The organism is Catellatospora sp. TT07R-123 (assembly GCF_018327705.1).
GTDB lineage: Bacteria > Actinomycetota > Actinomycetes > Mycobacteriales > Micromonosporaceae > Catellatospora.
The window spans coordinates 4,134,055-4,160,733 of record NZ_BNEM01000001.1 but is presented as its reverse complement, the minus strand read 5'-3'; the positions used below and the strand labels follow the sequence as shown (position 1 = coordinate 4,160,733).

Below are 26,679 nucleotides of genomic sequence, written 5' to 3'. Positions count from 1 at the left end.
GCGCGGGACGCGGGGCGCGGGACGCGGGACGTGGCGGGGCGCGGGACGCGGGACGTGGCGGGGCGCGGGACGCGGGACGTGGCGGGGCGCGGGGTGCGGCGTGGCGTGGGGCGCGGGGTGTGGTCAGTGGCGGGTGCCGGGCCAGGGGACCGTCAGTTCGCCCAGGCGCCAGCGGTGGCGGGTGTCCAGGACGGGCCAGCCGCTTGCGTGCAGCCGGGACACCGTGTCGAGCCAGCGCTGGCGCGGGCCGAACACGGCCAGCGGGGCGGCGTGGCGCCACGCGTCGTCGAGGGCGCGTAGCAGGTCGTGCACGGGCTCGCCGGGGACGTTGCGGTGGATCAGGGCCTTGGGCAGGCGCTCGGCGAACGTGGCGGGGGACTCCAGCGTCGCCAGTTTGGCGGCGAGGGTTAGGGTGGCCGGGACGGCCGACCCGGCGGGCAGGGCGACCCAGCTGCCGAGGCGGCCGAGCTCGTCGCAGGTGCCCTCGACGAGCCAGCCGCCGGGGGCCAGGGCGGCGGTGACGGTGGTCCAGGCGCCGGGGACGGCGCTCTCGTCATACTGGCGCAGGACGTTGAAGGCCCGGACCACGACGGGCCGCAAGCCGGCCAGCTCGAACCCGCCGCGGGCGAAGGTCAGGCCGGGCGGATCGGCCGCGGGCTGCGCCGCGGCGACCCGGGCCGGGTCGATCTCCAACCCGGTGACGCGCACATCCGGGCGTACGCGCGCGAGCCGCGCCCGCAGCTCCACCGCCGTGATCGGCGTGGCGCCATACCCGAGGTCCACCACCAGCGGCTCAGCCGCGTCGCGCAGCGCCCGCCCACACCACCAGGCGATCCACCGATCCACCCGCCGCAGCCGGTTCGGATTAGTCGTCCCCCTGGTGATCTCCCCCTGCACCTTCACCGGCTCACCCCAGCCCGTCGATCAGGAAGCTGTGCACACGACACACCGTCGACCCGTGCCATAAGTTCATGATCGACGCGGGAGGGACGGGGTGGAGGGGTCAGGCGGTGGTGCGGTGGACCTTGTGTTGGGCGGCTTGGGCCAGGGGGCGGACGACCATGCGGTCGATGTTGACGTGGTGGGGGAGTTCGGCGGTCCAGGTGATGCAGGTGGCGATGTCCTCGGCCGTCAGGGGGTTGGCTACGCCCTGGTAGATGGCGGCGGCGCGGGTGGTGTCGCCGGCGAAGCGGTTGACCGCGAACTCGTCGGTCTTGACCATGCCGGGGTCGATCTCGACGACGCGGACGGGCTGGCCGCACAGTTCCAGGCGCAGGGTCTCGACCAGGGCGGTCTGGGCGTGCTTGGCCGCGGCGTAGCCGCCGCCGCCCTCGTACACGATCAGGCCCGCGGTCGAGCTGACCGTGACGATGGTGCCTGCGCCGGAGGCGGTCAGGGCGGGCAGCAGGGCCTTGGTCAGGCGCAGCGTGCCGAGCACGTTGACGTCGAACATCGCCTGCCAGTCGGCGACCCCGGCGGTGGCGACCGGGTCGGCGCCGACCGCGCCGCCCGCGTTGTTGACCAGCAGGTCCACCCGCCCGACCGTGGCCGCGAACGCCGCCACCGCGGCATCGTCGGTCACGTCGCAGGTCACGGCCGTACCATTGATCTCCTTGGCGAGCGCCTCGACCCGGTCGGTGCGGCGGGCCAGCGCGAACACGTGGTAGCCGGCCTGGGCCAGGCTGCGGGCGGTGGCCGCCCCGATGCCGCTGGAGGCTCCCGACACGACCGCGATCTTCTGGTACGACATGAGCAGATCCTAAGCCGCCGCCTGCTCGGCGCGACCCGCTGCGATCCACGTCACGCCCCGGTCGGGAAGACGCGGGCGCTCCCGGCTGTTGATCGCCTCGTGAGCTCTCGATCCCTCCCACGGCGACTGGCGATGCTCTCCGTGCACACCTCGCCCCTGCACCAACCGGGCACCGGGGACGCCGGCGGCATGAACGTGTACATCGTCGAGGTGTCCAAGCGCCTGGCCAGAGCCGGCGTCGAGATCGAGATCTTCACCCGCACGACCGGCCGGGACCTGCCGCCGCGCACCGAGCTCGCCCCCGGCGTGCTCGTGCGCCACATCAGCGCCGGCCCGTTCGAGGGCCTGGCCAAGGAGGACCTGCCCGCCCAGCTGTGCGCGTTCACGCACGGGGTGCTGGGCGTCGAGGCGTCCCGCCCGCCGGGCTACTACGACCTGCTGGCCTCGCACTACTGGCTGTCGGGCCAGGTCGGCTGGCTGGCCAAGGACCGCTGGGGCGTGCCGCTGGTGCACACCGCGCACACCCTGGCCAAGGTGAAGAACCTCCAGCTGGCGGCGGGGGACCGGGCCGAGCCGATGGGCCGGGTCGTCGGCGAGGAGCAGGTGGTCGAGCAGGCCGACCGGCTCGTCGCGAACACCCCGACCGAGGCCCGCGAGCTCGTCGACCTGTACGGCGCCCCGCTCGACCGCGTCGCCGTGGTCGCCCCCGGCGTCGACCTGGACCGCTTCCGCCCCGGCGACCGCGCGGCCGCCCGCGCCCGCCTCGGCCTGCCCGCCACCGACAAGATCGTCGCGTTCGTGGGCCGCATCCAGCCGCTCAAGGCCCCCGACGTGCTCATCCGCGCCCTGGCCGAGACGACCGGCGTCACCGCGCTGATCGTGGGCGGCCCCAGCGGCTCGGGCCTCGACCGGCCGACCGCGCTGATCGAACTGGCCCAGGTGCTCGGCGTGCACGACCGGGTCCGCTTCCTGCCGCCGCAGTCCGGCGACCGGCTCGCCGACGTGTACCGGGCCGCCGACGTGGTCGCGGTGCCCTCGCACAACGAGTCGTTCGGGCTGGTCGCGCTGGAGGCCCAGGCCTGCGGCACGCCCGTGGTGGCGGCCGCGGTCGGCGGCCTGGTCACCGCGGTGCGCGACGGCATCAGCGGCGTGCTCGTCGACGGGCACGACCCGGTCGTCTGGGGCCGCGTGCTCGACCGGCTGCTCGCCGAACCCTTGCGGCTGGCCGAGCTGTCGGCGGGCGCGGTGCGGCACGCGCACGACTTCTCCTGGGACCGTACGGCCCAGAGCCTGCTGTCCGTCTATGGTGAGGCGATGACCGAGCACCGCGCCCGCCGCGAGCTGGAGCTCACCACCTGCGGGCGCTGGTGATGGCGACCGTCGCCGACGCCTGCGCCCAGATCGAACGGGCCTGCGCCGAGCTGCCCCTGGACCGCACCGGCGCCTCGTCGTACGTGGTGACCCTGCCCGGCACGCACAAGCTCAAGACCAACGTGAACCTGATCGTCGGCGAGCACGCGCTGCGGATCGAGGCGTTCGTGGTGCGCCAGCCCGACGAGAACCGCGAGGCGGTGTGGGCCTGGCTGCTGCGCCGCAACGCCAAGCTCTACGGGGTCGCGTTCACCATCGACGCGGTCGGCGACGTGTACCTGACCGGCCGCCTGCCGCTGGCCGCGGTCACCGAGACCGAGCTGGACCGCCTGCTCGGGGCGGTGCTCGCCGCCGCCGACGAGTCCTTCGACACGCTGCTGGAGCTCGGCTTCGCCACCGCGATCAAGCGCGAGTGGCAGTGGCGGGTGAGCCGCGGCGAGCCCACCGACAACCTCCGCGCCTTCCAGCACCTCTTCACCGCCGCCGACGGGGCGCCGACCGAGCACGACGCCAGCTGACCCGCCACGGTCAGCAGGCTCACGCAACACTCCCAAAGGTCGAACCCGCCGCCCTTCTCATCCCGGCCGCCGCCGCCCACTTTCCGCCCGCAGGCGGCGATCTTCCCGCGAAGATCGCCGCCTGCGGTCATTTCCGACACTCCAGCAGCAGGTTCTGACCGCAAACACCGATCACCCAACGCCGCCCGCAGGGCGGGCGCGGGTCACGCGGCTGCGACCTGCTCCGCGATGCGGTATGTCGCGGCGTCGTAAAGGATCAGCCGCGCCTCCTCGACGCTCGTCTCGGCGGTGCGCAGCACCGACAGCGCTTGGCGGACGGCGTCGTCGACCGGCCAGCCGTAGATGCCCGACGAGATCAGCGGGAAGGCGACCGTACGCGCGCCCAGCCCGCCCGCGACCCGCAGCGCGTTGCGGTAGCAGTCGCGCAGCAGCTCACTGCGGTCCTCGGTGCGGCTGTAGACGGGGCCGACGGTGTGCACCACCCAGCGCGCGGGCAACCGCCCGGCCGTGGTGGCGACGGCCTGGCCGGTGCCGAGACCGCGCCCGTAGTGCGAGGCGCGCAGCGCGCGGCACTCGGCGAGGATCTCCGGGCCGCCCTTGCGGTGGATGGCGCCGTCGACCCCGCCGCCGCCGAGCAGCGACGAGTTCGCGGCGTTGACGACGGCGTCCACCTGCTGCGCGGTGATGTCGCCCTGGAGCAGGGTTACCAGCATGATCGGCGTCCCGGGTCAAGAAGCGGTTGTCTACCGCACATCCTGACCCGCGACGCCGATCATGCGCAGCCCCTTATCGCTTGCAGTGGTACGTGAACGCGGTCGAGCCCTCGACCGTGGGCGGGCCGAGCACGCGCAGGGTGGCGCTGGCCTCCTTGGTGCCCTCGCCCTTGAAGTCCCAGTACAGGTGGACCTCGGCGCTGGTCTGGCCGGAGCGGAACGTCTGCTCCAGCGCACCGGAGCTCTGCCCGTCCATCCGCACCCACTCGTAGGTGACCTTGCCCGCGCCGCCGTCGGTCCTGATCGTGCCGACCAGGTCGACCTTCACGTCGCACTGGTCGGTGATCGGCTTGGCCAGCTTGACGTCGATGGCGGTCACCGCGACCGGGTTGCGCGACTGCCACCACTGCCAGCCCTTGTAGCCCACCGCCACCAGCAGCGCGACCAGCATCAGCGCGCTGAGGAACCCGATGATGCGGCGCGAGGCCGACCGCTTGCGCGGCGGCCGGGCGTTGGCCGCCGCGGCGAGCTGCCACGCGGGCGGCGCGGGCGGCACCCCTTGGCCGAAGCGCAGGTTGACGTCCGGCTGCGCCGACTGCGGTGCGGCCGGCGGCCCGCTCGCGGCCCGGCGCTGTTCCTCGGCGGCGCGGTTGCCCAGGCGGGTCGCCCCGTCGGGTGCGACGGCCGGTGCGGCCACCGGCGGTGCCGGCTGTTGCGGGGGTACGGGCGCAGCCTGCGGCGGCACTCCGGCGGGCGCCTGCCGGGGCGGCACGGGGGCCGACTGGGAGCCGCCGACCAGCTTCACCGTCGCCTCGCTGCCCGGCGACACGGGCGGCAGTGCCACCGGCGGTGCGCTGACCGGCACCGGGCCCGCCGCGGCGGCCGTCGCGTTCGCGGCCAGGGCCTTGACGGCCCCGCGGTCGCCGAACCCGGCCACCTTCGCCCCGCCGGAGGTCAGCACCGGCAGCGCGGAGGTCAGCCCGGCGCTGCCGCCGGTCGCCTCCGCCTGCTGGGCGGCCTGGCGCAGCAGCTGCGCCACGGCCGGGTCGGTGTTGCCGGAGGCCAGGTAGTTGAGCAGTTTCGCCCAGCCCGCCGTGTCGTGGCCCGGCCCGGCAGTGGTGCCCGCGAGCGCGTGCGTGTATCCGGTCTCGGCCAGCAGCGCCGCCCCGGCGCCGCTGAGCACGATCGTCTCCGGGCGCAGGTCGCCATGCGCCCGCCCGGCCTCGTGCAGCTTCAGCAGCGTCTGCGCGGTGTCAGTGGCGATCAGCAGCGGCACCTCGGGCGGCACCGGCACGCCCGAGGCGATCACCTGCGCCAGCGTCGGCGACGGTGATGCCGAGGTGATCAGCCAGGTGTACCGGCCGTCGACGAGCTGCTCGGTCACGTTGAGCAGGCCCGGCAGGCGCAGCGCCGCCACGGCCTGCACCACCTCGCCGACCCGCTGGGCGGTCGCGTGATCGGCCAGTGCGCGCTCTTCCAGCCGCACTCCGCCGCGCACCTTGCCGTCCTCAGTGGACAGCACGTGCCAGGTGCCGAGCCGTCCGGGCCGCCCCTGCCCCCGTACGGTGTACTTACCGCCGATCATGTCCGCCACGGCGGAGCCGTCCTTTCAGCCGATGATGCAGCCCTGATTCGGGATGATGGGAGCAGGGTAGGTGGTGCTCGGAATGACCGGTCCACCGAACTGGCTCCGGATCGACATCTCCAGGTAGGTGTTGCAGGGCAACGTCATGCCGGTCAGGTCCACGACGTGGCTGAAGTTCGCCTTCGTCGTGTCCACCACCACCGGCACGATCACCGTCTTCGCCGGGTAGTTCAGCTCCGTGCCGTCGGAGTTCACCACGGCGAAGCGCAGCGTCAGCGTGTACTTGCCCGGGTTCTTCAGCGCGACGATCACCGTGGCCCGCACCTCCGAGCCGATCGCCTGCTGGAAGCACTGCTCCTTGTACCACCAGCACAGGCCGGGGCGGGCGAGGCTGGTCACCGGCGCGACCGGGATGGTCGGCGACGGCGATGCGGACGGCTTCGGCTTCGGGCTCTTGCTCGGGCTCGGCGCCGGCGTCGGGGACGCCGAGGGGGAGGCCGAGGGCGACGGGGACGGCGACGGCGAGTCCGACGGGGTCGGGCTCGAGGTCGGGAAGGCCGAGGCGGTGGCGCTGGGCGAGGCGACCGGCGGCGGCAGCGGCAGCGGCGCCGGGTTGCCCAGGTTGGCGAAGCCGACGCCCGCCGCGCCCAGGACCAGCGCGGTCACGCACGCGGTCAGGGTCCAGAAGGCCCGCTTGGACATGCCCAGGATCGTGGTGGCCACGGCGCTGGCGTCGGCCTGCATGCCCGCGAGCGGGAACAGCAGCGCCAGCAGCAGCGCGCGCCGGGCCAGCTTGCCCCGGCCGTCCTCCTCCCAGTCCGGGCCGAACCCGGCACCGGCGACGGCCTCCAGCTCGTGCAGGAACGTGTCGGCGTCGCGGGGCCGCTGGCGCGGGTCCTTGGCCAGTCCCCGGCGCACCAGGCCGCGTACGGCCTCGGGCACGTCGTCGACGGGCACCGGTGCCTGCTCGTGCTGGCGGCGCAGCCCGGCCAGGTCGCCGGGCGCCCGGAACGGCGGCTTGCCGACCAGGCACTCGAAGAACGTGGCGGTGGCCGCGTAGATGTCGGTGGACGGGCTGGCGGGCGCCCCGGCCCACTGCTCGGGCGCCATGTACGACGGCGTGCCGGCCAGCGGCCCCTGCCGCCCGCTGCGCGCCGCGATGCCGAAGTCGGCGAGCTTGCTCTGCCCCTCGCCGTTGACCAGCACGTTCTCCGGCTTGTAGTCGCGGTGCACGACGCCGCGCGCGTGCGCGGCGGCCAGGCCCAGCAGCGAGCCCTTGAGCACCACGAGGGCGGCCTGCGGCTCGGTGGGGCCCTGCTCGCGCAGGATGGCGCGCAGCGCCACCCCTTCGACCAGCTCCATCACGATCGCGGCGCCGTCGGGCGCCTCGACGTACTCGTACAGCCGGGCGACCTCCGGAGAGTCCACCTCGGACATGATCCGGGCCTCGGCGCGGAACGCGCGGATGAACTCCTCGTCGCCGCGCAGGTGCTCGGCCAGGTACTTGATGGCGACCTTCACCCCGGTGGCGTCGTGCTGCGCCAGCAGCACGGTGCCCGAGGCCCCCCGCCCCAGTTCCCGGATCTCGGTGTAGCCCGGCACGGTCCACATCGGCATGTTCATGCCGTCCCCCTACTGCCTTCCAGGTTTCGCCCGCTCATGCCGACGCCTCCGCTGGCGGCGTGCTGCGGCGGGACTTGACGAAGCCGACCAGCTTGCGGAACAGCCGGTACCAGACCGGGAACATGATCAGGCCGATGAGCAGCACGATCACCACGACGTCGATGCCGGGCGGCAGGTACCGGTCGACCAGGCCGCCGAGCCGGTCGCGCCACGCGAGCAGCCCCAGCAGCACGAACAGGCCGGTCCCGGCGATGGCGGCGAAGCCGTACGCGGCCATGCCGACCTGGCGCAGGCCCGGCCGGCGCCCGGCCCTCAGGTCGGCCCAGACCCCCTTGGCGAAGTACGCCGAGGCCTCCTCGCGCAGGCGCGGCAGGCGCAGCCCGTCGGCGAGCGCCTGGTAGCCGTCCAGCGGCATCAGCGGGTTGAGGTTGTACAGCGTGTTCAGGTAGAGGCCGAAGGCGAGCTGGTAGGCCACGCCGGACACGCGCGGCTCGGGCAGCCAGGCGGCGGTCATCGCGCACATGCCCGCGATCGCGGCGGTGGACAGCGGCCCCGACAGCGTCACCACGATGCGCGACCAGCGGGTGCCGAACCACATGTCGGAGGTGTCCACGAACGCGAACGGCATGCCCATGGTCAGCATGAAGCCGCCCCGGGTCACGGTGCGGCCGTACGACTTCACCGCCAGCGCGTGCGCCGACTCGTGCACCACCAGCGCGACCAGGTAGCCCAGGCCGACCGCGACCGCGCCGGGCACCCCGGCGCCGCGCAGGTCGAACAGGTCCTGCTCGGCGCTGGCCACCACGGCGGCGTACAGCCCCACGGCGATCACGACCCAGAGTCCGAAGACGCCGGTACGCGTGAAGAAGCGCCAGCCGAAGCCCCGGTACACCCGGTCGAAGAAGCCGTCGAGGCCCTTCACCGACAGCTCCATCCGCAGCAGCGCGTTGAAGATCGCCCGGCCGATCCGCTTGAGCAGCGGCGGCCGCTCCGGCTCGTGCTGGCCGTGCACGCCGCGCACCAGTTCCAGCGCGGCGAAGGTGTCCAGGGTGCGCTCGATGCGGGGCAGGGCCAGCTCACCGAACTTCTGCGCGTACGCGAACAGCAGGTCGCGCACGGTGTTCTCGCCGTCGAGCTGGTGCCACAGGAACACATCGCGCTCGTCGAGCTGGAGGTACTGGCCGGTGCGGGTGTTGCGCAGCACCCACTGCCGGTCGCCGCGCACGTCGGGCACCTGCTTGAGCGCCCAGCCGCTGCGGCGCCGGGGCCGGGCCGACAGGGGCCCGTTCGCGGTGGGGGCGGGCTCGGGCATGCCGGAGGGGGCCTGCTGGGGCTGGAGCAGCATGCTGTGCTCGACCCCGGCGATCATGGTCTTGGAGCCGATCGCGGCGGTGCGCGGCTGCGCGAAGCGCACCGGCACGTCGCCGACGTGCAGCTCGATCTCGTCGCTGAGCGGCGCGCTGTTGCCGTGCATGGTGTGCCCGGCGACGGTGGTGCCGTTGAAGGAGCTCAGGTCCTCGATCTCGAACCCGTGCGCGGTGCGGGTCACCTGCGCGTGCCGGCGCGAGACGCTGGCGTCGTCGAGCACGACGTCGTTGTCGGCGCTGCGGCCGATGGTGGTGACCGGCTTGACCAGCGGCAGGGTCTGCGGCCCGGCGGGGGTGGTCCAGCGCAGCTCGGGTGCGGCGTACGCCTCCACTTTGGCGCCCTTGCGCAGCGTGCCGCAGTGCAGACAGTAGGGGTAGTCCCGGCGCAGGTGCACGTGGCAGGCGTGGCACAACATCGTTCGGCCTCTCGGGGGCGACGAAGGTGGGCCTGACTCGACGGACCGTGTGAGGGTGGTGCCGCCGTACGGGCCACCCTCGTGGGGGCGTGCCAGATCATAAGCGGCCGAACGGGTGTACGGCGTCGGCTGACTGCTTTACGACCCATCACCGATCAGCCGGTACGGGCCAGTACGAGCCGGTGCGCTGCCGGGCGGCGGGAGAGCGACGGGGGGCACTCTCCCCGCCGCCCGGCAGGGGTCCGACAGGTCAGGCCGCGGCCGTACCCTCGTCTTCGGACTTGTTGAACGCCTTGGCCGCGGCCACTCCGGCCAGGCCGCCCGCGACCGCGCCCGCGGCCAGGCCGACGCCGCCCAGGATCAGGCCGGTGTTGTCGGCGCCGCCGTCGGCCTGCTCGGCCGCGACCGGCTGGATGGCCGCCGGGTCCGCCGCCGGGCCGGTCGGGTCGCCGGTCTGCAACGGCCCGACCTCGACGTCCGAGCTCGGCTCCGGGTCCGGCACCGGCGGGGGCGTCGGCGCGGGCTCCGTGCTGTGCGACGACGAGCTGTGCGAGGAGCTGTGCGAGCCCTCGCCGTCGGGGCTGTGGTCGCCGGAGTCGCCCGGGTCGTGCGGCAGCGGCGGCGGGGGCAGCGGCCCCGGGTCGTCGGCCGGCGGCAGGTGGAGGCCGGGGTCGATCGGGTGGAGGAAGCCGGGGTCGACCGGGTGGATGTCGATCGGGCCGATCGGGAACAGCGGGCCGATCGGGCCGGGGTCCGGGTGCACCGGGTCGATCACCGGCGGCAGGTGGATGTCGAACGGCGGCGGCGGCACGACCGGGTCCGGGTCCGGGTGCGGCAGGTCGAAGTGCGGCATCTCGAACAGCCCGGCCAGGCCGCCGGTGCCGATGCCCGACTTGGACAGGCGGGCGCCCAGCGCGGTGGGGCCCGCTCCGGCCGACGCGTCGGCCAGGCCGCGCAGCTGCTCGGTCTCGTCGGGCGTGAGGCCGTACTGCACGGCGACGGCCTCCGGGTTGGCGCGGGCGTGCCGAGCGAACTCGGGGTCCACCGCCATCCTTGCGATCAGATCGCGGAACTGCGACATTGCTGACTCCTCGACGGGTGCGGAACCCGGCGCGTCGCGTGGCGGCGGTCGTGTCCCGAGCGGGGGTGGTGCATTCAACGCTAGGTCCGGTAGGGGACTGCGCACATCGCGGCGAGTACGTAACTTTGCCCCGAGGGTGCTGCGTACCGACCCGGAGAAGGGGAGGCGGCCGTGGACCACGAGCAGGCCGCGAAGCTGCTGGCCGAACGGCTCGGACGGCAGGTGCCGCCGCGCCTGGTCGAGCAGCTGCTGCGGCGTACCGACGCCGACCCGGCCCTGCTGTCGGCCGTGGCCGACCAGGTCGACCCGGACGGCGACGTGCTGCACCGCATCCCGCTGCGCTGGCCGCCCGAGCAGGTCGCCGCGGTGCGCGCGACGCTGGCCGGGCTCGGCCCGCACGGGCGGGCGGTGACCGGGGCCGGTGCCGTGATCGGGCGGGAGTTCGACCTGGCCATCCTGGAGGGCGCCTGCCCCGACGTCGACGTGCTGACCGGGCTGGAGGAGGCCGAGGAGGCGGGGCTGGTGCGGCCGCTGGCCGGGCAGGTCTTCGGCTTCGTACGGGCCATGGACCGCGAGGTCTGCTACGACGCGCTGAGCACCCGGGCGCGGGCCGCGCTGCACGAGCGGGTGGCCGCGGCGCTGGTGCGGCTCGGGGCGCTGGGCGGGACGCGGGCGGCGACCGTACCGGAGCTGGCTCTGCACACCGCCGAGGCCGCCGCGCTGGGCGGGGCCGAACGGCTCGACGCCGCCGTGGCCGCCTCGGCCGCCGCGGGCGCGGCCGCCGCCGACGAGGGCGCCCACGACCTGGCCGCGGGCTACCTGGCCCAGGCCGCGCTGTTCGCCGGTCGCGCGGGCTGGGCCCCGGGCCAGGCCGGGCGGCTGCTCGCCGCCGGGGGCACGGCCCGGCTGCGCGCCGCCGCCACCGCCGGTGCCCGGGAGGCGGGCCGGGCCTCGCTGCTCGGCGCGCTGCGCCTGGGCCTGCGGGCCGGTGACCCGGGCCTGGTCGCCGCCGCCGCGCTCGGCCTGGGCCCCCGGCCCAGCGCGGGCGCACTGGCAGGCGACCGCACCACCCCCGCCGACCCGGTCCGCCTCGACGCGCTGCGCCAGGCCGCCGCCCTGCTGCCGTCGGCCGGCGCCGTGCCGCCCGAGCTGCGCTCGGCCGCCGTCCGGGTGGGCGCCCGGCTGGCCCTGGAGACCGGGCAGGCGTTCGACGGGCTGGCCGACGCCCGCGCCAGCGGCGATCCGCGCGCGGTGGCCGAGGCGCTGCTGGCCGCCGACGGCGACCTCGACCAGGCGGTACGCGAGGCCGTCGCGCTGCACGACCCCGAACTGTTGTGCCGGGCGTACGACCGCGCCGCCGCGGCCGCCGTCGCCGCTGTCGACCGCACCCGCGCCGCGCACCTGCTCGCGGCGCTGGCCGCCCTCGGCGAGGGCCGTCCGCCCGCCTTCGTCCGCTGGTACGCCCAGCGCGCCGCGGCCGAGCTCGCGGTGCTGCGCGGGGCTCCCGACGCCGCCGCCACGGCGCGGGCGCTGGTCGCGGGCGAGGCGGTCGACCCGGCCGCCGCCGCGACCGCCGACGCGGCGCTGCGGGAGTTCGGCGGCCGCCGGGGCGGGCCGGACGGGCTGACCGCGCGGGAGCGCGAGGTGCTGGCCTGGGCGCTGCGCGGGACGCCCGCCAAGGAGATCGCCGAGGGGCTGTTCCTGGGGGAGCGGACGGTCGAGACGCACCTGGCGAGCATCTACCGCAAGCTCGGGGTACGCACCCGGATCGAGCTGATCAAGAAGCTGGGCGGCAATAGCGGAGCGTAGAGATAGCGGTTACCAAATGTTACGAATGAGATTCGCAAATGGCTGGACGGAGCTCTGACCAGGCGCGTAGCGTCTCTGGCAAGCGCATCGCTCGATGAAACACCCGGGGGATGGCCCAGCTGATCGATTATCGGCTGTGGCGCCGAGCGAAGCGCCGGGGGATGGGTGGCACCACGCCGTTGGGGGACGGCCGCCACCTGAGACCGGTCGGCCGGCCGGCGACGCTAACGGGGGTGAGCGTCGCACGGGCCGGCCGCCGGCACGTCCAGCCCTCGTTACTTCCGCCCCGCCCGCCCTGGCGGTTCGTGCAGTTTCGGGGAAACTGCACGAATCCCGGCCCGCTTTCGAGCACTATCCCCGAAACTGCACCATCACCCGCCCGTCCCCACCCCCCACCCCTGCCCCCGTCGCCCGTCCCGCCTTAGATAAACGCTGGCCTATCTCATCGACTCCGGGTAGATCGAAATCGACGAGATAGGCCAGCGTTTATGTAAAGCGGCTGCCCGGTGCGGCGGCGGCCCCGGGGTGGGGTGCTGCGCGGCGGGCGGGGTTCTCGGTGGGGTCAGCGGCCCTGGTTGGCGACCGCGGCGGCGGCCTCGGCGGCGGCCGCCGGGTCCAGGTAGGTGCCGCCGGGGGTCACCGGCCGCAGGTGCTCGTCAAGGTCGTAGCGCAGCGGGATGCCGGTCGGGATGTTGAGGGCGGCGATGGCCTCGTCGGAGATCCCGTCCAGGTGCTTGACCAGGGCGCGCAGCGAGTTGCCATGCGCCACGACCAGCACGTTCTTGCCGTCGCGCAGGTCCGGGATGATCGCGTCGTACCAGTACGGCAGCATGCGCCCGACGACGTCCTTGAGGCACTCGGTGCGCGGCTTGAGCTCGTCCGGCAGCCCGGCGTAGCGAGCGTCGGCGAACTGCGAGAACTCGTCGTCGTCGGCGATCGGCGGCGGCGGGGTGTCGTACGACCGGCGCCAGAGCATGAACTGCTCCTCGCCGTACGCCTCCAGGGTCTGCTTCTTGTCCTTGCCCTGCAGGGCGCCGTAGTGGCGCTCGTTGAGCCGCCAGCTGCGCGACACGGGGATCCAGTGCCGGTCCGCCGTGTGCAGGGCGATCTCGGAGGTGCGGATCGCGCGGCGCAGCACGCTGGTGTGCACCACGTCGGGCAGCAGGCCGTGCTCCTTGAGCAGCTCGCCGCCGCGGCGCGCCTCCGCCTCACCCTGGGCGTTGAGGTCGACGTCGACCCAACCGGTGAAGAGGTTCTTGGCGTTCCATTCGCTGTAGCCGTGCCGCAGCAGCACCAGTGTTCCAACCATGCCTGCCATCCTCCCCGATGCCGGTGCAGGGGGTGTGAGCAGGCCCCGGCAGCCCCACGTGGTGACCGTCACGCGAAAAGGCGAGTGACTTATGTCGTGGGCCGCCTTTAGGTTGTAAGGCGCTGAGGGCCATTTCGAGCATTACAGGGGAGCGGCGGACGTGCGGGGCTGGCTGCAACAGACGGCGGGCGGACTACCCAAGACTTTCTGGTACCTGTGGAGCGGCACCCTGATCAACCGGACGGGTGCCTTCGTCATGCTCTACCTAGAGATCCACATGGTGTACGACTACGGCTTCACCGCCTCGTTCGCCGGTCTCGTGCTCGGCCTGTTCGGCGGCGGCATGGCGCTCGGCTCGCTGGCCGGGGGCGTGCTCGCCGACCGCTGGGGCCGCCGCTCGACGCTGCTGCTGTCCAACACGGCCCTGGCCGCCACCGCGATCGGCCTGGGCCTGTCGTTCCAGCCGCTGCTGGTCGCCCTGCTCGCGACCGTGTACGGCTTCTGGAACGGCCTGGGCCGCCCCGCCTTCTCGGCCACCATGGTCGACGTGCTCGGCCCGAGCCTGCGCATGCGCGGCATGAACCTCAACTACTGGGCCATCAACCTGGGCTTCTCCGCCGCCGCGATGCTGGCCGGCGTGCTCGCCCACGCCCCGCACCTGACCGTGTTCGCGCTCAACGCGGCCACGCAGCTGGTCATGGCGGCGATCGTGTTCCTGCGCGTGCCCGAGACGACCCCGGTCACGGCCGTCACCGGCCGCCCGAAGGCCGAGGGCAGCATCGGCACCGTGCTGCGCGACCGCGTGTTCATGACGTTCGTGCTGCTCAACCTCGGCCTGTGGATCATCATCGAGGCCTGCAAGCTGATCCCGATCGCGATGCACCAGCGCGGCCTGGACGCCACCGACTACGGCACCGTGATCGCCGTCAACGGCATCATGATCGTGGTCGGCCAGCTGTTCGTGCCGCGCCTGCTGGCCGGGCGCAGCCGCAGCCGGGTGCTCAGCGCCGCCGCGCTGCTGGTCGGCCTGGGCATGGGCGCCGTCGCCGTCGCGGGCACGGTGCCGCTGCTGATGCTGACCGTGGTGGTGTGGACGGCGGGCGAGATGATCAACGCGCCGGTCAACGGGACGTACATCGCGGACCTGTCCCGGCCGACCATGCGCGGGCGATACCAGGGCGTGGCCTCGATGGGCTTCACCGCCGCCAACTTCGTCGCGCCGATCATCGGCGGCGCCCTGCTCGACCACGCCCCGCCCGCGACGCTGTGGCTGTTGCTGGCCGCCCTCGGTGTCGCCGTCGCGATCGGCCAGGCCGTCAGCGGTCCGGCCCGCGAGCGCCGGGTGCTCGCGCTCCAGGCCGCCCAGGCGCGACCGGCGGAAGGGGTGCGCGCGGATGCGGCCCTGGCTGCGTGAAACTGCCGGTGGGTTGCCCGCGACCTACTGGTACCTCTGGACCGGCACGCTGATCAACCGGGCGGGCGGGTTCGTGGTGGTCTACCTGACCATCTACCTGACCACGGTGCAGCACTTCAGCTCGACCGAGGCGGGCCTGGTGCTCGGCCTGTGGGCGGCGGGCGGCGCGGTCGGCACGATGATCGGCGGCGTCGCCGCGGACCGGATCGGGCGGCGGCCGGCGCTGCTCGCGGCGCACCTGGGTGCGTGCGGGCTGCTGCTGTCGCTGGCGTTCGCGCAGGGACTGGCGGCCATCGCCACGCTCGTGTTCCTGTTCGGGCTGGTCGCCGAGTCGGCGCGGCCGGCGTTCCAGGCGCTGATGATCGACGTGGTCCCGGAGCGCGACCGGCTGCGGGCGTTCACGCTGACGTACTGGGCGGTCAACGTCGGGTTCGCCGTCGCCGCGACCGTCGCCGGGCTGGTAGCCAAGGCCGACCCGAAGCTGATCTTCATGGTGGACGCGGCGACGACGCTGGCGCCGTTCCTGCTGATCCTGCTCAAGGTGCGCGAGCCGCGACGGGTGCGCCCGGTCGTGGCCGCCGACGTGCCCGCCGGACCGCAGCCGGGGCTCGGCACGGTGCTGCGCGACCGGATCTTCATCGGGTTCGTGCTGCTCAACATCCTCATCTCGTTCGTGTTCATGCAGCACCTGTCGACGCTGCCGATCGCGATGACCCGCGACGGCATCCCGCCGCAGCAGTACGGCCTGGTCATCGCCCTCAACGGCGTACTGATCGTGGCGGGCCAGCTGTTCATCCCCAAGCTGATCAAGCAGTACGACCGCTCGAAGGTGCTCGCCGTCGCCTCTCTGATCATCGGACTCGGGTTCGGCCTGACCGCGTTCGCCGACTCGGCCGGGTTCTACGCCGTCACGGTGTTGATCTGGACCGTCGGCGAGATGCTGAACAGCCCGTCCAACTCGACCCTGATCGCGGCGCTGTCCCCGGCGGCCATGCGCGGCCGGTACCAGGGCATGATGTCGCTGTCCTGGTCCGTGGCGGGTTTCGCCGCCCCGGTGCTCGGCGGCTGGGTCCAGCAGCACCTGGGCGACGAGGTGCTCTGGCTGGGCTGCGCGCTGGTGGCCGCGGTCGCGGCGGCGGCGCAGCTGTGGGCCGGACCGGCCCGCGAGCGTCGGGCCGCCGCCCTGCGCGCGATGTGAGGACCACCCGATGACGTTCCTGCGCCAGACCGTGGGCGGGCTGCCGCGCGTATTCTGGATGCTGTTCTCGGTGATGCTGGTCAACCGCCTCGGCGCGTTCGGCCTGCTGCTGCTGCCGACCTACCTGACCAGCGCCCGGGGCGCCACGCTGGCCGTCGCGGGCCTGGTCACCGGCGTGTACGGCGCCGGCGGCGCGGTCGGCACCCTGCTCGGCGGGGTGCTGGCCGACCGGTGGGGCCGCAAGCCCACCTACCTGGCCGGGCTCAGCACCGCCTCGGTGCTGATGCTGGCCATGGGCCTGGCCCGCCCGCTGTGGCTCATCGCCGTGCTCGCGGGCGGCATCGGCCTGGCCCACTCGCTGCCCGGCCCCGCCACCGTCGCCGCGATCGTCGACGTGCTGCCCGAGGCGGACCGCTCCCGCGCGTTCAACCTCCAGTTCTGGGCGTTCAACATGGGCGGCGCGATCGCGGCGTCGGTGGCCGGGCTGATCGCCGAGGCGAGCTTCACGGCCCTGTTCTTCATCGACGGCGCCATGACCGCCGCCACGGCCCTGGCCGTCTGGCGCCTGATCCCGGAGACGCTGCGCCGGCCGGCCGCAGCTCCGGCCGTCGGTGGGAGTGATCGCGGTTTCCGGTCATCTGATGCCGTCGGAGCGCACGTTTCGACCGCAGACAGTGATCATCTTCCCCAGCGGGCGGGACTGGGGACGGTCCTACGGGACCGGGTGTTCCTCACCTTCGTCGGGTTGACGTTCGTGCTGGCGCTGCTGACGGTGCAGGGGCAGTCGATCCTCCAGCTGGCGATGGAGGGGGACGGGCTGCGGCCGGCGGCGTACGGCGCGGTGGTGTCGCTGGGCGGCGCCATGATCGTGGTCGGGCAACTGTTCGTGCCCAGGCTGATCCGGGGCAGGCGGCACGCGACGGTGCTGGCGGGGGCGTTCGCGCTGCTGGCGGTCGGCTACTCGGCGGTGGCCCTGGCCGGGCCGCTGTGGACGTACCTGGCGGCGGCCTCGGTGTGGACGATCGGGCAGATGCTGGCCGCGCCGCCGAACGCCTCGATCATCGCCGAGCTGGCCCCGGCGCGCCTGCGCGGGCGCTACCAGGGCGTCTTCTTCCTGGTCTTCCCGGCGGCGGGGTTCGTCGCGCCGACCGTGGGCGGCTGGAGCCTCCAGCAGCTCGGCTCGTGGCACTGGGTCGGGTGCGGACTCCTCGGCATGCTCGCCGCGGCCGGGCATCTGGTCGCGGCGCGCACGCGCGAGCGTCGTACCGACCACATCAGAGTGATCGAATCGGCCGCCGCTTCGGGCGCGCCGGAGCCCGCCGTTGCCTGAGTCGTGATCGGACGCTAATAAAATCGCAACAGGCCCTCCACCGAATGGTGGAGGGCCTACTCGTCTGTTCGTATGAGCTCGCAAAGTAACGGTTTGAAAACGTCCAACGTGACTGTTGACACAGCCGCAAATTAAGTAAGAATTCTTTCCACATACAGTTAACACTCCTTCCTAAAAGAGGTTGACGATCGTGGAACGAGGCGGGCACTCGGCGGCAGGCACCGACAGCGTGCTCGCCCGGCTGCGCGCCAAGCTTCCCGAGTTCAGCGGGGCTCTGCGCCGAGTGGCCGAACAGGTGCTCACCGATCCCGCCGGCGCGGCCCGCGCCACCATCGTCGAGCTCGCGGAGCGTTCGCATACATCGCCCGCGACGATTACCCGGTTCTGCCGGGCCGTCGGCTTCGAGGGATACGCCGATCTCCGCCTGGCCATCGCGGGCGAGACCGGCCGCGCCGCCCGCTCCGCCGGATGGGCCGTGGACATCGGCCGGGCCATCCAGCCGGGCGACCCGCTGGAGCGCGTGCTCGGCCAGATCATGGCCGCCGACACCCAGGCCATGCAGGACACCGCGGCCATGACCGACCTGGCCGAGGTCGAGCGGGCCGCCGACGCGATCGCCGCCGCGGAGCGGGTCGACATCTACGGCGCCTCCGGCTCGGCACTGGTCGGCGCGGAGATGCAGTTCTCGCTGCACCGTATCGGGATCGCCGCCTGGTCCTGGCCGGACGTCCACAACGGCCTGGCCAGCGCCGCCCTGCTGCGCAACGGCGATGTGGCGCTGGGCATCTCCCACTCGGGGCAGACCCGCGAGACGATCGAGATGGTCGCCGAGGCGGGCAGCCGCGGCGCCACCACCGTCGCGCTCACCAGCTTCCCGCGCTCGCCGCTGGCCGACGTCGCCGACATCGTGCTGACCACGGCCACCCAGGCGACCACCTTCCGGCCGGACTCGCTGTCGGCCCGCCATCCCCAGCTGGTCGTGCTGGACCTGCTTTACATCGCGGTCGCGCAGCGTACGCACGAGCGCGCGCACGAGGCGTTCCAGCGCACCGCCCAGGCCGTAGCCGGCCACCGCCTGCGGGAGGTGGTGTGACGTGCCGACCGCACTCGCACCCCGTTCCGCGCGACCGGCCCCGGCCCCCACAGACTCCGGCGCGGCAGCGTCGGTAGGCGCGGCGACGTCCTGCTCGGACGTGACGCTGCGGCATCTGGTCACGCCCTGCGGCGTGACGTTTCCCGGCGCGCCCGGGGAAGCGCAACACCAGAGCGAAGTGCAGCGACGCGCCGGATGGGCCCGACGCGCCGCCATATCTCGTACGAGGAGATTGTCATGACCGTAACCCCTGACAGCCCGTCGGAGCTGAACCGCCGCACCGTGTTGCGCCGGGCTGCCGCCGCTGGTCTGCTCGCCGCCCCCGCCGCCGGGATCCTGGCCGCCTGTGCCAGCACCGACACCAGCGGTGACACCGGCGACAAGGGCTCGTCCAGCGAGTCGAACCCGTTCGGCGTCGACGCCAGCAAGCCGGTTGAGGCGGTCGTCTTCGACGGCGGCTTCGGCCAGGACTACGCCAAGTACTACGCGTCGTCCTACGAGAAGAAGTACGCCGGCTCCAAGGTCGGCATCGTGTGGTCGAAGGAGATCCAGACGGACCTCCAGCCGCGCTTCGCCGGCAACAACCCGCCGGACGTCATCAACAACTCGTCGCCGAAGACCCTCGGCATCGACGTGCTGGTCGCCAACAGCCAGGTCGTCGACCTGACCGAGCTCTTCGAGTCGCCGAGCGTGGACGACCCGAAGGTCAAGGTCAAGGACACGCTGCTGGCCGGCGTGATCGACGAGGGCCTGTACAACGACAAGCCCTACACCCTGAACGCCGCGTTCACCGTGTACGGCTTCTTCCACGACGCGACCCTGTTCGCGGCCAAGGGCTGGACCGTCCCGAAGACCTGGGAGGAGTTCCTCACCCTCGCCGAGAACGCGAAGAAGGAGGGCATCGCCGCGTTCACGCACCAGGGCAAGTACCCCTGGTACATGAACAACGTGATCATCGACTGGGTGTGGAAGACGGGCGGCAAGTCGGCCGTCGTCGCCATCGACAACCTGGAGCCCAACGCGTGGAAGGCCCCCGCGGTCGTCACCGTGATCGACAAGATCAAGGAGATGCTGGACAAGGGCTACGTGCAGCCGGGCGCCGCCCAGCTGGACCACACCACCACCCAGCAGGCCGTGATCGACGGCAAGGCGCTGTTCATCCCGTGCGGCACCTGGCTCGAGGGTGAGATGGCCAAGACCCTCAAGCCGGACACCAAGCTCGAGGTGACCGCGCAGTGGAGCCTGACCGCGTCCGACGCGAGCCCGTACGGCACCATCCGTGCCGCCGCGGGTGAGGGCTGGATCGTTCCGTCCGGCGGCAAGAACAAGTCCGGTGGCCTGGAGTTCCTGCGCCTGATGCTGTCGAAGGACAACGCGCGCAAGTTCGCCGAGCTGACCAAGTCGCTGCCGGTCGTCAAGGGCGCCGCGGAGGGCCTCACCGGCTCGTCGCAGTTCACCTCGGCGAACAAGGCGCTGGCCGAGGCCGGCACCAACATCGTCAGCACGAAGTTCGGCGGCTGGTACCCCGACCTGTACAAGGCCTTCGAGGGCGCGATCAGCAACCTCATGTCGGGCAAGGGCGGCTCCGCCGAGTTCACCGACGCGATGCAGAAGGCGGCCGACAAGATCGCGGCCGACCCGAACGTCAAGAAGCAGAAGCGCACCAACTGATGTTTCTCGGGGTGGGGCCGGGCGACCGGCTCCACCCCGCCTTCTCCGCTATCGCTCGACCGAAGGACTGCGATCATGAGGCACCGCAGGCTCCCGTTCATCGCGGGCTTCCTAGTTGCCCCGGTAGTGCTCTACCTGGTCTACGTGATCTGGCCGTACATCCAGACGTTCGGCTACTCGTTCACGGACTGGAACGGCTTCTCGCCCGACGTCCCCTACGCGGGCGTCGGCAACTACACAGACCTGTTCAAAGACGAGGTCTTCCTGCGGGCGCTGTTCCACAACGCCGTGATCCTGACGGTGTATCCGATCATCACGATCGCCATCGCGCTGTTCTTCGCCTTCATGCTCAACGTCGGCGGCAACGGCAGGACCGCGGGTGTGACGGGCGTCTGGGGATCCGCGTTCTACAAGATCGTCTTCTTCTTCCCGCAGGTGCTGTCGATCGCCATCGTGGCGATCATCTGGAGCCGCGTCTTCGAGAGCAGCACCGATACGGGCCTGCTCAACTCGCTGCTGCTGAAGCTGGGCGTGATCGACCACGACCACCCCAAGCTGTTCCTCGGCGAGACCGACTCCTGGCCGTTCAAGGCCCTGCACATCGGTGACGACATCACCCTCGACTCGCCGGTCGTGCTCTGGTGCCTCATCGCGGTGGCGGTCTGGGGCGGCGTCGGCTTCTACCTGGTGCTGTTCTCCGCCGGCATGCAGTCGATCCCCCGCGACATCTACGAGGCCGCGCTGCTGGACGGGTCCAGCCGGGTGCAGTCCTTCTTCAAGGTCACGCTGCCGCTGCTGCGCGAGCAGATCTCGGTCGCCTGGGTCTACCTCGGCATCGCCGCGCTCGACTTCTTCCTGCTGGCGTTCGCCCTGCCCAGTGTGGGTGTCCAGGCCAACCATGCCAGCGAGGTCATGAGCACCTGGATGTACTACACGGCGTTCAGCGCCGGTCGGGTGGACAAGTTCGGCTACGCCTGTGCCATGGGTATCGCGCTGGCCGTCTTCACCCTGCTCTTCACCATGATCCAGCTGCGGCTCACCCGCAGCCGCGACAAGATCGAGTTCTGAGGTGGCTGAGATGACGACGACGACCGCCCGGCGCGCCGCCCTCGCTCCCGCCCCTGCCGCTCCCGCCCCCAAGCAGGGCGACGGCGGCGAGAGCCTGGTCTACGGCTTCTTCTCGCACATCTTCATGGTCATCTGGGCGCTGATGGTGACGATCCCGCTGCTGTGGGCCGTGGTCCAGGCGTTCAAGAGCGACCGGGAGATCCTCACCGACCCGCTCGGCCTGCCCTCCCACTGGAGCGTCGAGGCCTTCGGGCGCGCCTGGACCAAGGGCCACATCGGCGAGTACTTCCTCAACACCCTCATCGTGATGACGTTCAGCCTCACGCTGACCATGCTGCTCGGCTCGATGGTCGCGTACGTGCTGGCCCGGTACGCCTTCTGGGGCAACCGGATCATCTACTACCTGTTCGTCGTGGGCCTCACCATGCCGATCTTCCTCGGCCTGGTCCCGCTGTACCGCACCGTGCAGAACGTCGCCGCGATGCTCACCAACGCGACGGGCCTGCCGTTCAACGACTGGATCGGCCTGAACACCTACGGCGGCCTGGTCCTGGTGTACGTCGCCTACTCGCTGCCGTTCACCGTGTTCTTCATGCACGCGTTCTTCCGTACGCTGCCGACGGCGATCGCCGAGGCGGGCATGGTCGACGGCGCCAGCCACACGCGCCTGTTCTTCAAGATCATGCTGCCGATGGCCAAGCCCGGTCTGATCAGCGTCGGCCTGTTCAACGTGATCGGCCAGTGGAACCAGTTCCTGCTGCCCAAGCTGCTGATGTTCCCGCAGTCCGGGTTCGACAAGGAGCGGTATGTCATCACGCAGGGCCTGCTGAACCTGGCCAACAACTCGAAGTACGAGACCGACTGGGCACGGCTTTTCGCCGGTATGACGCTCGCGATGCTGCCCATCCTGGTCGTGTACCTCATGTTCAACCGCCAGATCCAGGCCGGCCTGACCAGCGCCACCATCAAGTGACCACCCGGGGCGGCCGCCGAGCGGCCGCCCCGCTCACCCGTCCGGCGCGAGGCGGTCCCACCCCGCTCCACCCCGTTCTTTCATAAACGTTGGCCTATCTCATCGAGTTCGATCTACCTGGACTCGATGAGATAGGCCAACGTTTATGTAATGGCGGAGCCGGGCTGTGGACGGGGCGGCGTGTCGTCCACAGGTCTTGTCCGGCCGGTGGATGCGGCGGTGTTGTGGGCTCAGGCTGCGGCCATGGGTGTACGGCTGGATAAGGTGCTCGCCGACAGCGGCGGGGTGGCGTTGCGGCACGACGTGCTCAGGACGGTGCCGGAGTACGAACTCGCGTGGGCCGTGCGGGCGGGGCACGTGCTGCGGCCGCTCCCGCGGACCTTCCTGTTGCCGGGAGTCGTCGCCGATCCGGTCGCGGTCATCGGCGCCGCCATGACGTACGCGGGGGTGCCGGCCGCTGTCAGCCATCTCTCGGCCCTGCGTCTGTGGGGGCTTCCGGTGCCCGAAGCCTCGTGGGTGCACCTGATGACGGGGGAGACGCGCCATCTGCGAGGTGCCCCCGGTGTCCGGGTGCACCGGCGCGAGGGCTTCGGGCTGGAGCCGCCTGAGGTGGTGACCAGGGTGGGACTGCCGGTCACGCGGATCGAGGATGCGATCGTCGACAGCTGGCCGCTGCTCGACGGTGAGGCGAAGCGGGCTCCGGCCATCACTGCGGTCGCGATGCGGATGACCACCCCGCAGCGCCTGTCCGAGGCGCTTGAGCGGGCGCCGCGCCTGGCTGGTCGCCGTCACCTGGTGCGGTTGATCGGGCTGTTAGACGTCGGCTGCCGTAGTCCGCTCGAACTCTGGGGTCATGATCACGTGTTCGTGGGCCGCCCGTTCGCCGGACTGCGCCGACAGGTCGCGGTTCGACTGGAAGACCGGACGGTATACCTGGATCTGCTCGACGAGCAGACCGGTCTGAACATCGAGCTCGACGGTGCGGCGTACCACTCGTCCCGGCAGGATCGGGAGCGGGATCTGCGGCGTGACGCGGCGCTCACGGCTCTCGGGTTCACGGTGGTGCGGTACAGCGCTGCGCGGTTGTACCGCGAGCCGCAGATCGTGCGCGCGGAGGTGCTCAGGATGCTCACCCGTCGCCGCTGACCGACATCGGCGCATGGGGTGAGCCACCCGTCCACCGGCACTCCGCCCGGCCCGCTCCAAGGGGCTTTTCAATAGACGTTGGCCTATCACATCGACTGATCGGAGATCGAAGTCGACGTAATAGGCCAACGTCTATGAAAAACGGGTGGTTCGGGGTGGTGGTGGTGACTCGCGGCGCGGGTGGTGGCTGGTCGCCGCAGGTCGGGGGTCAGGACTCGCCGGTGACGAGGTAGATGACGTGGCGGCCGGCGTTCACGGCGTGGTCGGCGTACCGCTCGTAGAAGCGGGCCAGCAGGGCCGCGTCGACCGCCGCCTCGACGCCGTGCGACCAGGTCGGGCCGAGCAGGTTCGCGAACATGGCCTTCTCGAGGTCGTCCATGGCGTCGTCGTCGCGCTCCAGCTCGGCGGCGCGCTCGATGTCGCGCGAGGCGAGCACGAGCGTGATCTTGCCGGCGATGCGGTCGGCGACGTTGGCCATCTGCCCGAAGGTGGGGGCGAGCTCGGACGGCACGCAGACCGCCGGGTACCGCCGCAGCGCGGCCTTGGCGACGTGCTCGGCGAGGTCGCCCATGCGCTCGAGGTCGGTGCCGATGTGCAGGGACGTGATGACCATGCGCAGATCTGAGGCGACGGGCGCCTGCTGGGCGAGCAGCCGCAGCACCTTCTCCTCGACCTGCTTGAACAGCGCGTTGATCTCGTTGTCGCGGCGGACGACCCGCTCCGCACCCTCCTTGTCGGCGCTGAGCAGGGCGGTGGTGGCGGCGCTCATGGCGGTGCGGACCGCCTCGGCCATCGACACCAGCAGGCGGCCGACCTCGAGCAGGTCGGCCCGGAACTCCTCGCGCATTCGTCACTTCCTGAGATGGGGGCGGGAACTGGTCGTCCCTCGGTGCGCTCACCGTAGGTCGCGCACGCATCCTGGAGGTGAACAATGGTGAACGAGGACAGGCGCATCGGTGAACACTGTGCAACCAATGCCAGCTTTAGTCTATTTGATAGTGGTTTGGAGTAGAACGTGAGTCGGAAGATCTGACCTACGATCGCATCGTGAAGGCACTGGCAGCAGCTTCCAGCGACGGGACGATCGGGATAGCGATCGCCGTCGGTGTCGTGCTGGGTCTGCTCGCCGGGCTGGCCTGGGCGCGATACCGGGCGAACAGGCGGGCGGCCTCGGCCGTCAACACGCTCGGCCCGAGCGGCCTGGGCGCGCCGCCGCCGAACGACCCGCTGGCCGGGCTGGGCCGCCGGAGCCTTGACTCGCTGCGCGTCGGCGTCGTGCTGCTGGACGCCGGGGACCAGGTCGTGCTGGCCAACCGGGGTGCCCGCGCCATGGGCCTGCTGCGCGCCAGCGCGATCCCGGGCACGATCACCGCCCACCCCATCCTGCGTACGCTCGCCGCGCAGGTGCGCCACACCGGCGTGCCGCGCGAGGTCGAGCTCGACCTGCCGCGCGGCCGCGAACTGGCCGAGTCCCAGCCCCTGGGTGTACACCTTCGGGCCGTCGCCGTCGGCGGCGGGCTGGTCTGCGTCGAGGCGGCCGACGTCACCGACGCGCACCGGGTCGAGCGGGTGCGCCGCGACTTCGTGGCCAACGTCAGCCACGAGCTGAAGACCCCGATCGGGGCGCTGCAACTGCTGGCCGAGGCGCTGCGGGACGCGACGGAGCCGCGTACCGACGACGAGGACGCCGACCCGGTCGCCACCGCCGCGCAGGCCGCCGAGGACGTGGCGGCCAGCCGCCGGTTTGCCGAGCGGATCCAGCGGGAGAGCACCCGGCTCGGACGACTGGTCTCGGAGCTGCTGGAACTGTCCCGGTTGCAGGGTGCCGAGCGGCTGCCCGACCCGGAGCCGGTCGCCGTCGACGGCGTGATCGCCGAGGCGCTGGACCGGGCCCGCACCACAGCCGTCTCGAAGAAGATCGAGCTGGTGGTGGTCGGCACGCGGGGGCTGACCATCTTCGGCAGCGACTCGCAGTTCGCCACCGCGCTGGGCAACCTGGTGGAGAACGCCGTGGCCTACTCGCACGAGGGCGCGGCCGTGATCGTCAGCGCGCTGGCCGAGGGCGACCGGGTCGACATCAGCGTCTCCGACCAGGGCATCGGCATCGGGCCGGAGGACCTGGACCGGGTCTTCGAGCGCTTCTACCGCGCCGACCAGGCGCGTTCGCGCGCCACCGGCGGCACCGGCCTCGGCCTGGCCATCGTCAAGCACATCGCGACCAACCACGGTGGGCGCGTCGACGTGCGCAGCCGCCTCGGCGGCGGCTCCACGTTCACGCTGCGCCTGCCCGCCCGCCCGCCGGAGGCGATGCTCCCGCAGCCCGCCGACAGCGACCTGACTGCCGCCGTACCCCCTGCAAACCCTGTGCATCCGGCCCCGGCCGGCTGACCAACCTTCGGAAAGGTGGGCCAGATGTCCCGCGTACTGGTCGTGGAGGACGAGGAGTCCTTCTCTGACGCGCTGTCGTACATGCTGCGCAAGGAGGGATTCGAGGTCTCCGTCGCCGCCACCGGCACCGCCGCGCTCACCGAGTTCGACCGGACGGGCGCCGACATCGTGCTGCTGGACCTGATGCTGCCCGAGATGTCCGGCACCGAGGTGTGCCGCCAGCTGCGGCAGCGCTCGCACGTGCCGATCATCATGGTCACCGCCCGCGACAGCGAGATCGACAAGGTCGTCGGTCTGGAGATCGGGGCCGACGACTACGTCACCAAGCCGTACTCGCCGCGTGAGCTCGTCGCCCGGATCCGCGCGGTGCTGCGCCGCCAGGCCGGGGACGTGGTCGAGGTCGCCGGGGGCACGCTGGCGGCCGGTCCGGTGCGGATGGACGTCGAGCGGCACGTGGTGACCGTGGAGGGCACGCCGGTGCAGCTGCCGCTCAAGGAGTTCGAGCTGCTGGAGCTGCTGCTGCGCAACGCCGGCCGGGTGCTGACCCGCGGCCAGCTCATCGACCGGGTATGGGGTGCCGACTACGTCGGCGACACCAAGACGCTGGACGTGCACGTGAAGCGGCTGCGCTCGAAGATCGAGCCGGAGCCGTCGACCCCGCGCTACCTGGTGACGGTACGAGGACTGGGCTACAAGTTCGAGCCGTGATCCTCGGCCGTCGCCGCACCAGCCGCCCGCCCGCCTCAGTCCCCGCCCCGCCTTTCATAAACGTTGGCCTATCTCATCGACTCCGAGAAGATCGAACTCGATGAGATAGGCCAACGTTTATGAAAAAACGGTGGGAGACCGGGTGCCA

22 protein-coding genes are annotated in these 26,679 nt (G+C 72.0%); 13 read left to right on the top strand and 9 right to left on the bottom strand.

Translation table 11 applies throughout. The annotated features are described in order from the left end of the window. Positions 1-123: 123 nt before the first annotated feature. Both Cs7R123_RS17985 and Cs7R123_RS17980 read right to left on the bottom strand, forming a co-directional pair. On the bottom strand, positions 124-903 hold the full coding sequence (locus tag Cs7R123_RS17985) for a class I SAM-dependent methyltransferase (RefSeq protein ID WP_212827941.1): 780 nt from the start codon (positions 901-903) through the stop codon (positions 124-126). A gap of 100 nt (positions 904-1,003) precedes the next feature. Beyond that, positions 1,004-1,750 (bottom strand): SDR family NAD(P)-dependent oxidoreductase, encoded by a 747-nt coding sequence (locus Cs7R123_RS17980; protein WP_212827938.1) that lies wholly within the window; start codon positions 1,748-1,750, stop codon positions 1,004-1,006. Positions 1,751-1,882: 132 nt separating this feature from the next. On the opposite strand from Cs7R123_RS17980, the gene mshA reads away from it, so the two are divergent. Both mshA and Cs7R123_RS17970 read left to right on the top strand, forming a co-directional pair. Continuing rightward, positions 1,883-3,121, top strand: a complete 1,239-nt coding sequence (gene mshA / locus Cs7R123_RS17975) for a D-inositol-3-phosphate glycosyltransferase (RefSeq protein WP_212827936.1) — start codon at positions 1,883-1,885, stop codon at positions 3,119-3,121. Next, positions 3,121-3,639, top strand: coding sequence for a YbjN domain-containing protein (locus tag Cs7R123_RS17970; protein WP_212827934.1), 519 nt, complete (start codon positions 3,121-3,123; stop codon positions 3,637-3,639). Before mshA ends, Cs7R123_RS17970 begins: the two co-directional genes overlap by 1 nt. 203 nt (positions 3,640-3,842) lie before the next feature. Here the strand turns inward: Cs7R123_RS17970 and Cs7R123_RS17965 are convergent, their stop codons facing one another. From Cs7R123_RS17965 to Cs7R123_RS17945, 5 genes are all read right to left on the bottom strand, one after another. Then, on the bottom strand, positions 3,843-4,352 hold the full coding sequence (locus tag Cs7R123_RS17965; RefSeq protein ID WP_212827932.1) for an O-acetyl-ADP-ribose deacetylase: 510 nt from the start codon (positions 4,350-4,352) through the stop codon (positions 3,843-3,845). Between the two features lie 73 nt (positions 4,353-4,425). Continuing rightward, positions 4,426-5,946 (bottom strand): hypothetical protein, encoded by a 1,521-nt coding sequence (locus Cs7R123_RS17960; RefSeq protein WP_212827923.1) that lies wholly within the window; start codon positions 5,944-5,946, stop codon positions 4,426-4,428. 15 nt (positions 5,947-5,961) lie between these two features. Next, complete coding sequence (locus Cs7R123_RS17955; RefSeq protein WP_244871890.1) at positions 5,962-7,560, bottom strand: serine/threonine-protein kinase; 1,599 nt, start codon at positions 7,558-7,560, stop codon at positions 5,962-5,964. Between the two features lie 34 nt (positions 7,561-7,594). Next, on the bottom strand, positions 7,595-9,343 hold the full coding sequence (locus Cs7R123_RS17950) for an FHA domain-containing protein (protein ID WP_212827921.1): 1,749 nt from the start codon (positions 9,341-9,343) through the stop codon (positions 7,595-7,597). Positions 9,344-9,593: 250 nt separating this feature from the next. Then, the gene (locus Cs7R123_RS17945; protein ID WP_212827920.1) at positions 9,594-10,424 is read right to left on the bottom strand and encodes a hypothetical protein; all 831 of its coding nucleotides are present in this window, start codon (positions 10,422-10,424) and stop codon (positions 9,594-9,596) included. Positions 10,425-10,595: 171 nt separating this feature from the next. Here Cs7R123_RS17945 and Cs7R123_RS17940 point away from each other — a divergent pair, with 171 nt between their 5' ends. Beyond that, on the top strand, positions 10,596-12,233 hold the full coding sequence (locus Cs7R123_RS17940) for a helix-turn-helix transcriptional regulator (protein WP_212827919.1): 1,638 nt from the start codon (positions 10,596-10,598) through the stop codon (positions 12,231-12,233). A 562-nt stretch (positions 12,234-12,795) separates the two neighbouring features. On the opposite strand, the gene Cs7R123_RS17935 is transcribed toward Cs7R123_RS17940, so the two are convergent. Continuing rightward, on the bottom strand, positions 12,796-13,551 hold the full coding sequence (locus Cs7R123_RS17935; protein ID WP_280517302.1) for a phosphoglyceromutase: 756 nt from the start codon (positions 13,549-13,551) through the stop codon (positions 12,796-12,798). Positions 13,552-13,702: 151 nt separating this feature from the next. Between Cs7R123_RS17935 and Cs7R123_RS17930 the strand changes: the two genes are divergently transcribed. The 8 genes from Cs7R123_RS17930 to Cs7R123_RS17895 all read left to right on the top strand — a co-directional run bounded on the left by Cs7R123_RS17930 (position 13,703) and on the right by Cs7R123_RS17895 (position 23,435). Next, positions 13,703-14,956: an MFS transporter gene (locus tag Cs7R123_RS17930; protein ID WP_212827917.1), complete on the top strand. Its 1,254-nt coding sequence runs from the start codon at positions 13,703-13,705 to the stop codon at positions 14,954-14,956. Continuing rightward, a complete protein-coding gene (locus Cs7R123_RS17925) occupies positions 14,937-16,154 on the top strand; it encodes an MFS transporter (RefSeq protein ID WP_212827916.1) in 1,218 nt (405 codons plus the stop codon). Before Cs7R123_RS17930 ends, Cs7R123_RS17925 begins: the two co-directional genes overlap by 20 nt. Positions 16,155-16,164: 10 nt before the next feature. Beyond that, positions 16,165-17,484, top strand: a complete 1,320-nt coding sequence (locus Cs7R123_RS17920) for an MFS transporter (RefSeq protein WP_212827915.1) — start codon at positions 16,165-16,167, stop codon at positions 17,482-17,484. 190 nt (positions 17,485-17,674) lie between these two features. Further along, positions 17,675-18,577 carry a MurR/RpiR family transcriptional regulator gene (locus Cs7R123_RS17915; protein ID WP_212827914.1) on the top strand — a complete coding sequence of 301 codons (903 nt, stop codon included), beginning with the start codon at positions 17,675-17,677 and terminating at the stop codon, positions 18,575-18,577. 237 nt (positions 18,578-18,814) lie between these two features. Then, positions 18,815-20,248 carry an N-acetylglucosamine/diacetylchitobiose ABC transporter substrate-binding protein gene (gene ngcE, locus Cs7R123_RS17910; protein ID WP_212827913.1) on the top strand — a complete coding sequence of 478 codons (1,434 nt, stop codon included), beginning with the start codon at positions 18,815-18,817 and terminating at the stop codon, positions 20,246-20,248. A 75-nt stretch (positions 20,249-20,323) separates the two neighbouring features. After that, the gene (locus Cs7R123_RS17905) at positions 20,324-21,316 is read left to right on the top strand and encodes a carbohydrate ABC transporter permease (RefSeq protein ID WP_212827910.1); all 993 of its coding nucleotides are present in this window, start codon (positions 20,324-20,326) and stop codon (positions 21,314-21,316) included. A gap of 10 nt (positions 21,317-21,326) precedes the next feature. Then, positions 21,327-22,289: a carbohydrate ABC transporter permease gene (locus tag Cs7R123_RS17900; protein ID WP_212827908.1), complete on the top strand. Its 963-nt coding sequence runs from the start codon at positions 21,327-21,329 to the stop codon at positions 22,287-22,289. A 243-nt stretch (positions 22,290-22,532) separates the two neighbouring features. Further along, positions 22,533-23,435, top strand: a complete 903-nt coding sequence (locus Cs7R123_RS17895) for a DUF559 domain-containing protein (RefSeq protein WP_212827906.1) — start codon at positions 22,533-22,535, stop codon at positions 23,433-23,435. Positions 23,436-23,643: 208 nt separating this feature from the next. On the opposite strand, the gene phoU is transcribed toward Cs7R123_RS17895, so the two are convergent. Next, positions 23,644-24,282 (bottom strand): phosphate signaling complex protein PhoU, encoded by a 639-nt coding sequence (gene phoU, locus Cs7R123_RS17890; RefSeq protein ID WP_212827904.1) that lies wholly within the window; start codon positions 24,280-24,282, stop codon positions 23,644-23,646. 236 nt (positions 24,283-24,518) lie between these two features. Between phoU and Cs7R123_RS17885 the strand changes: the two genes are divergently transcribed. Both Cs7R123_RS17885 and Cs7R123_RS17880 read left to right on the top strand, forming a co-directional pair. Next, positions 24,519-25,823 (top strand): cell wall metabolism sensor histidine kinase WalK, encoded by a 1,305-nt coding sequence (locus Cs7R123_RS17885; protein WP_212829239.1) that lies wholly within the window; start codon positions 24,519-24,521, stop codon positions 25,821-25,823. A 24-nt stretch (positions 25,824-25,847) separates the two neighbouring features. Then, entirely contained in the window at positions 25,848-26,531 is a 684-nt protein-coding gene (locus Cs7R123_RS17880) for a response regulator transcription factor (RefSeq protein ID WP_212827902.1), read from the top strand. Positions 26,532-26,679 lie beyond the last annotated feature (148 nt).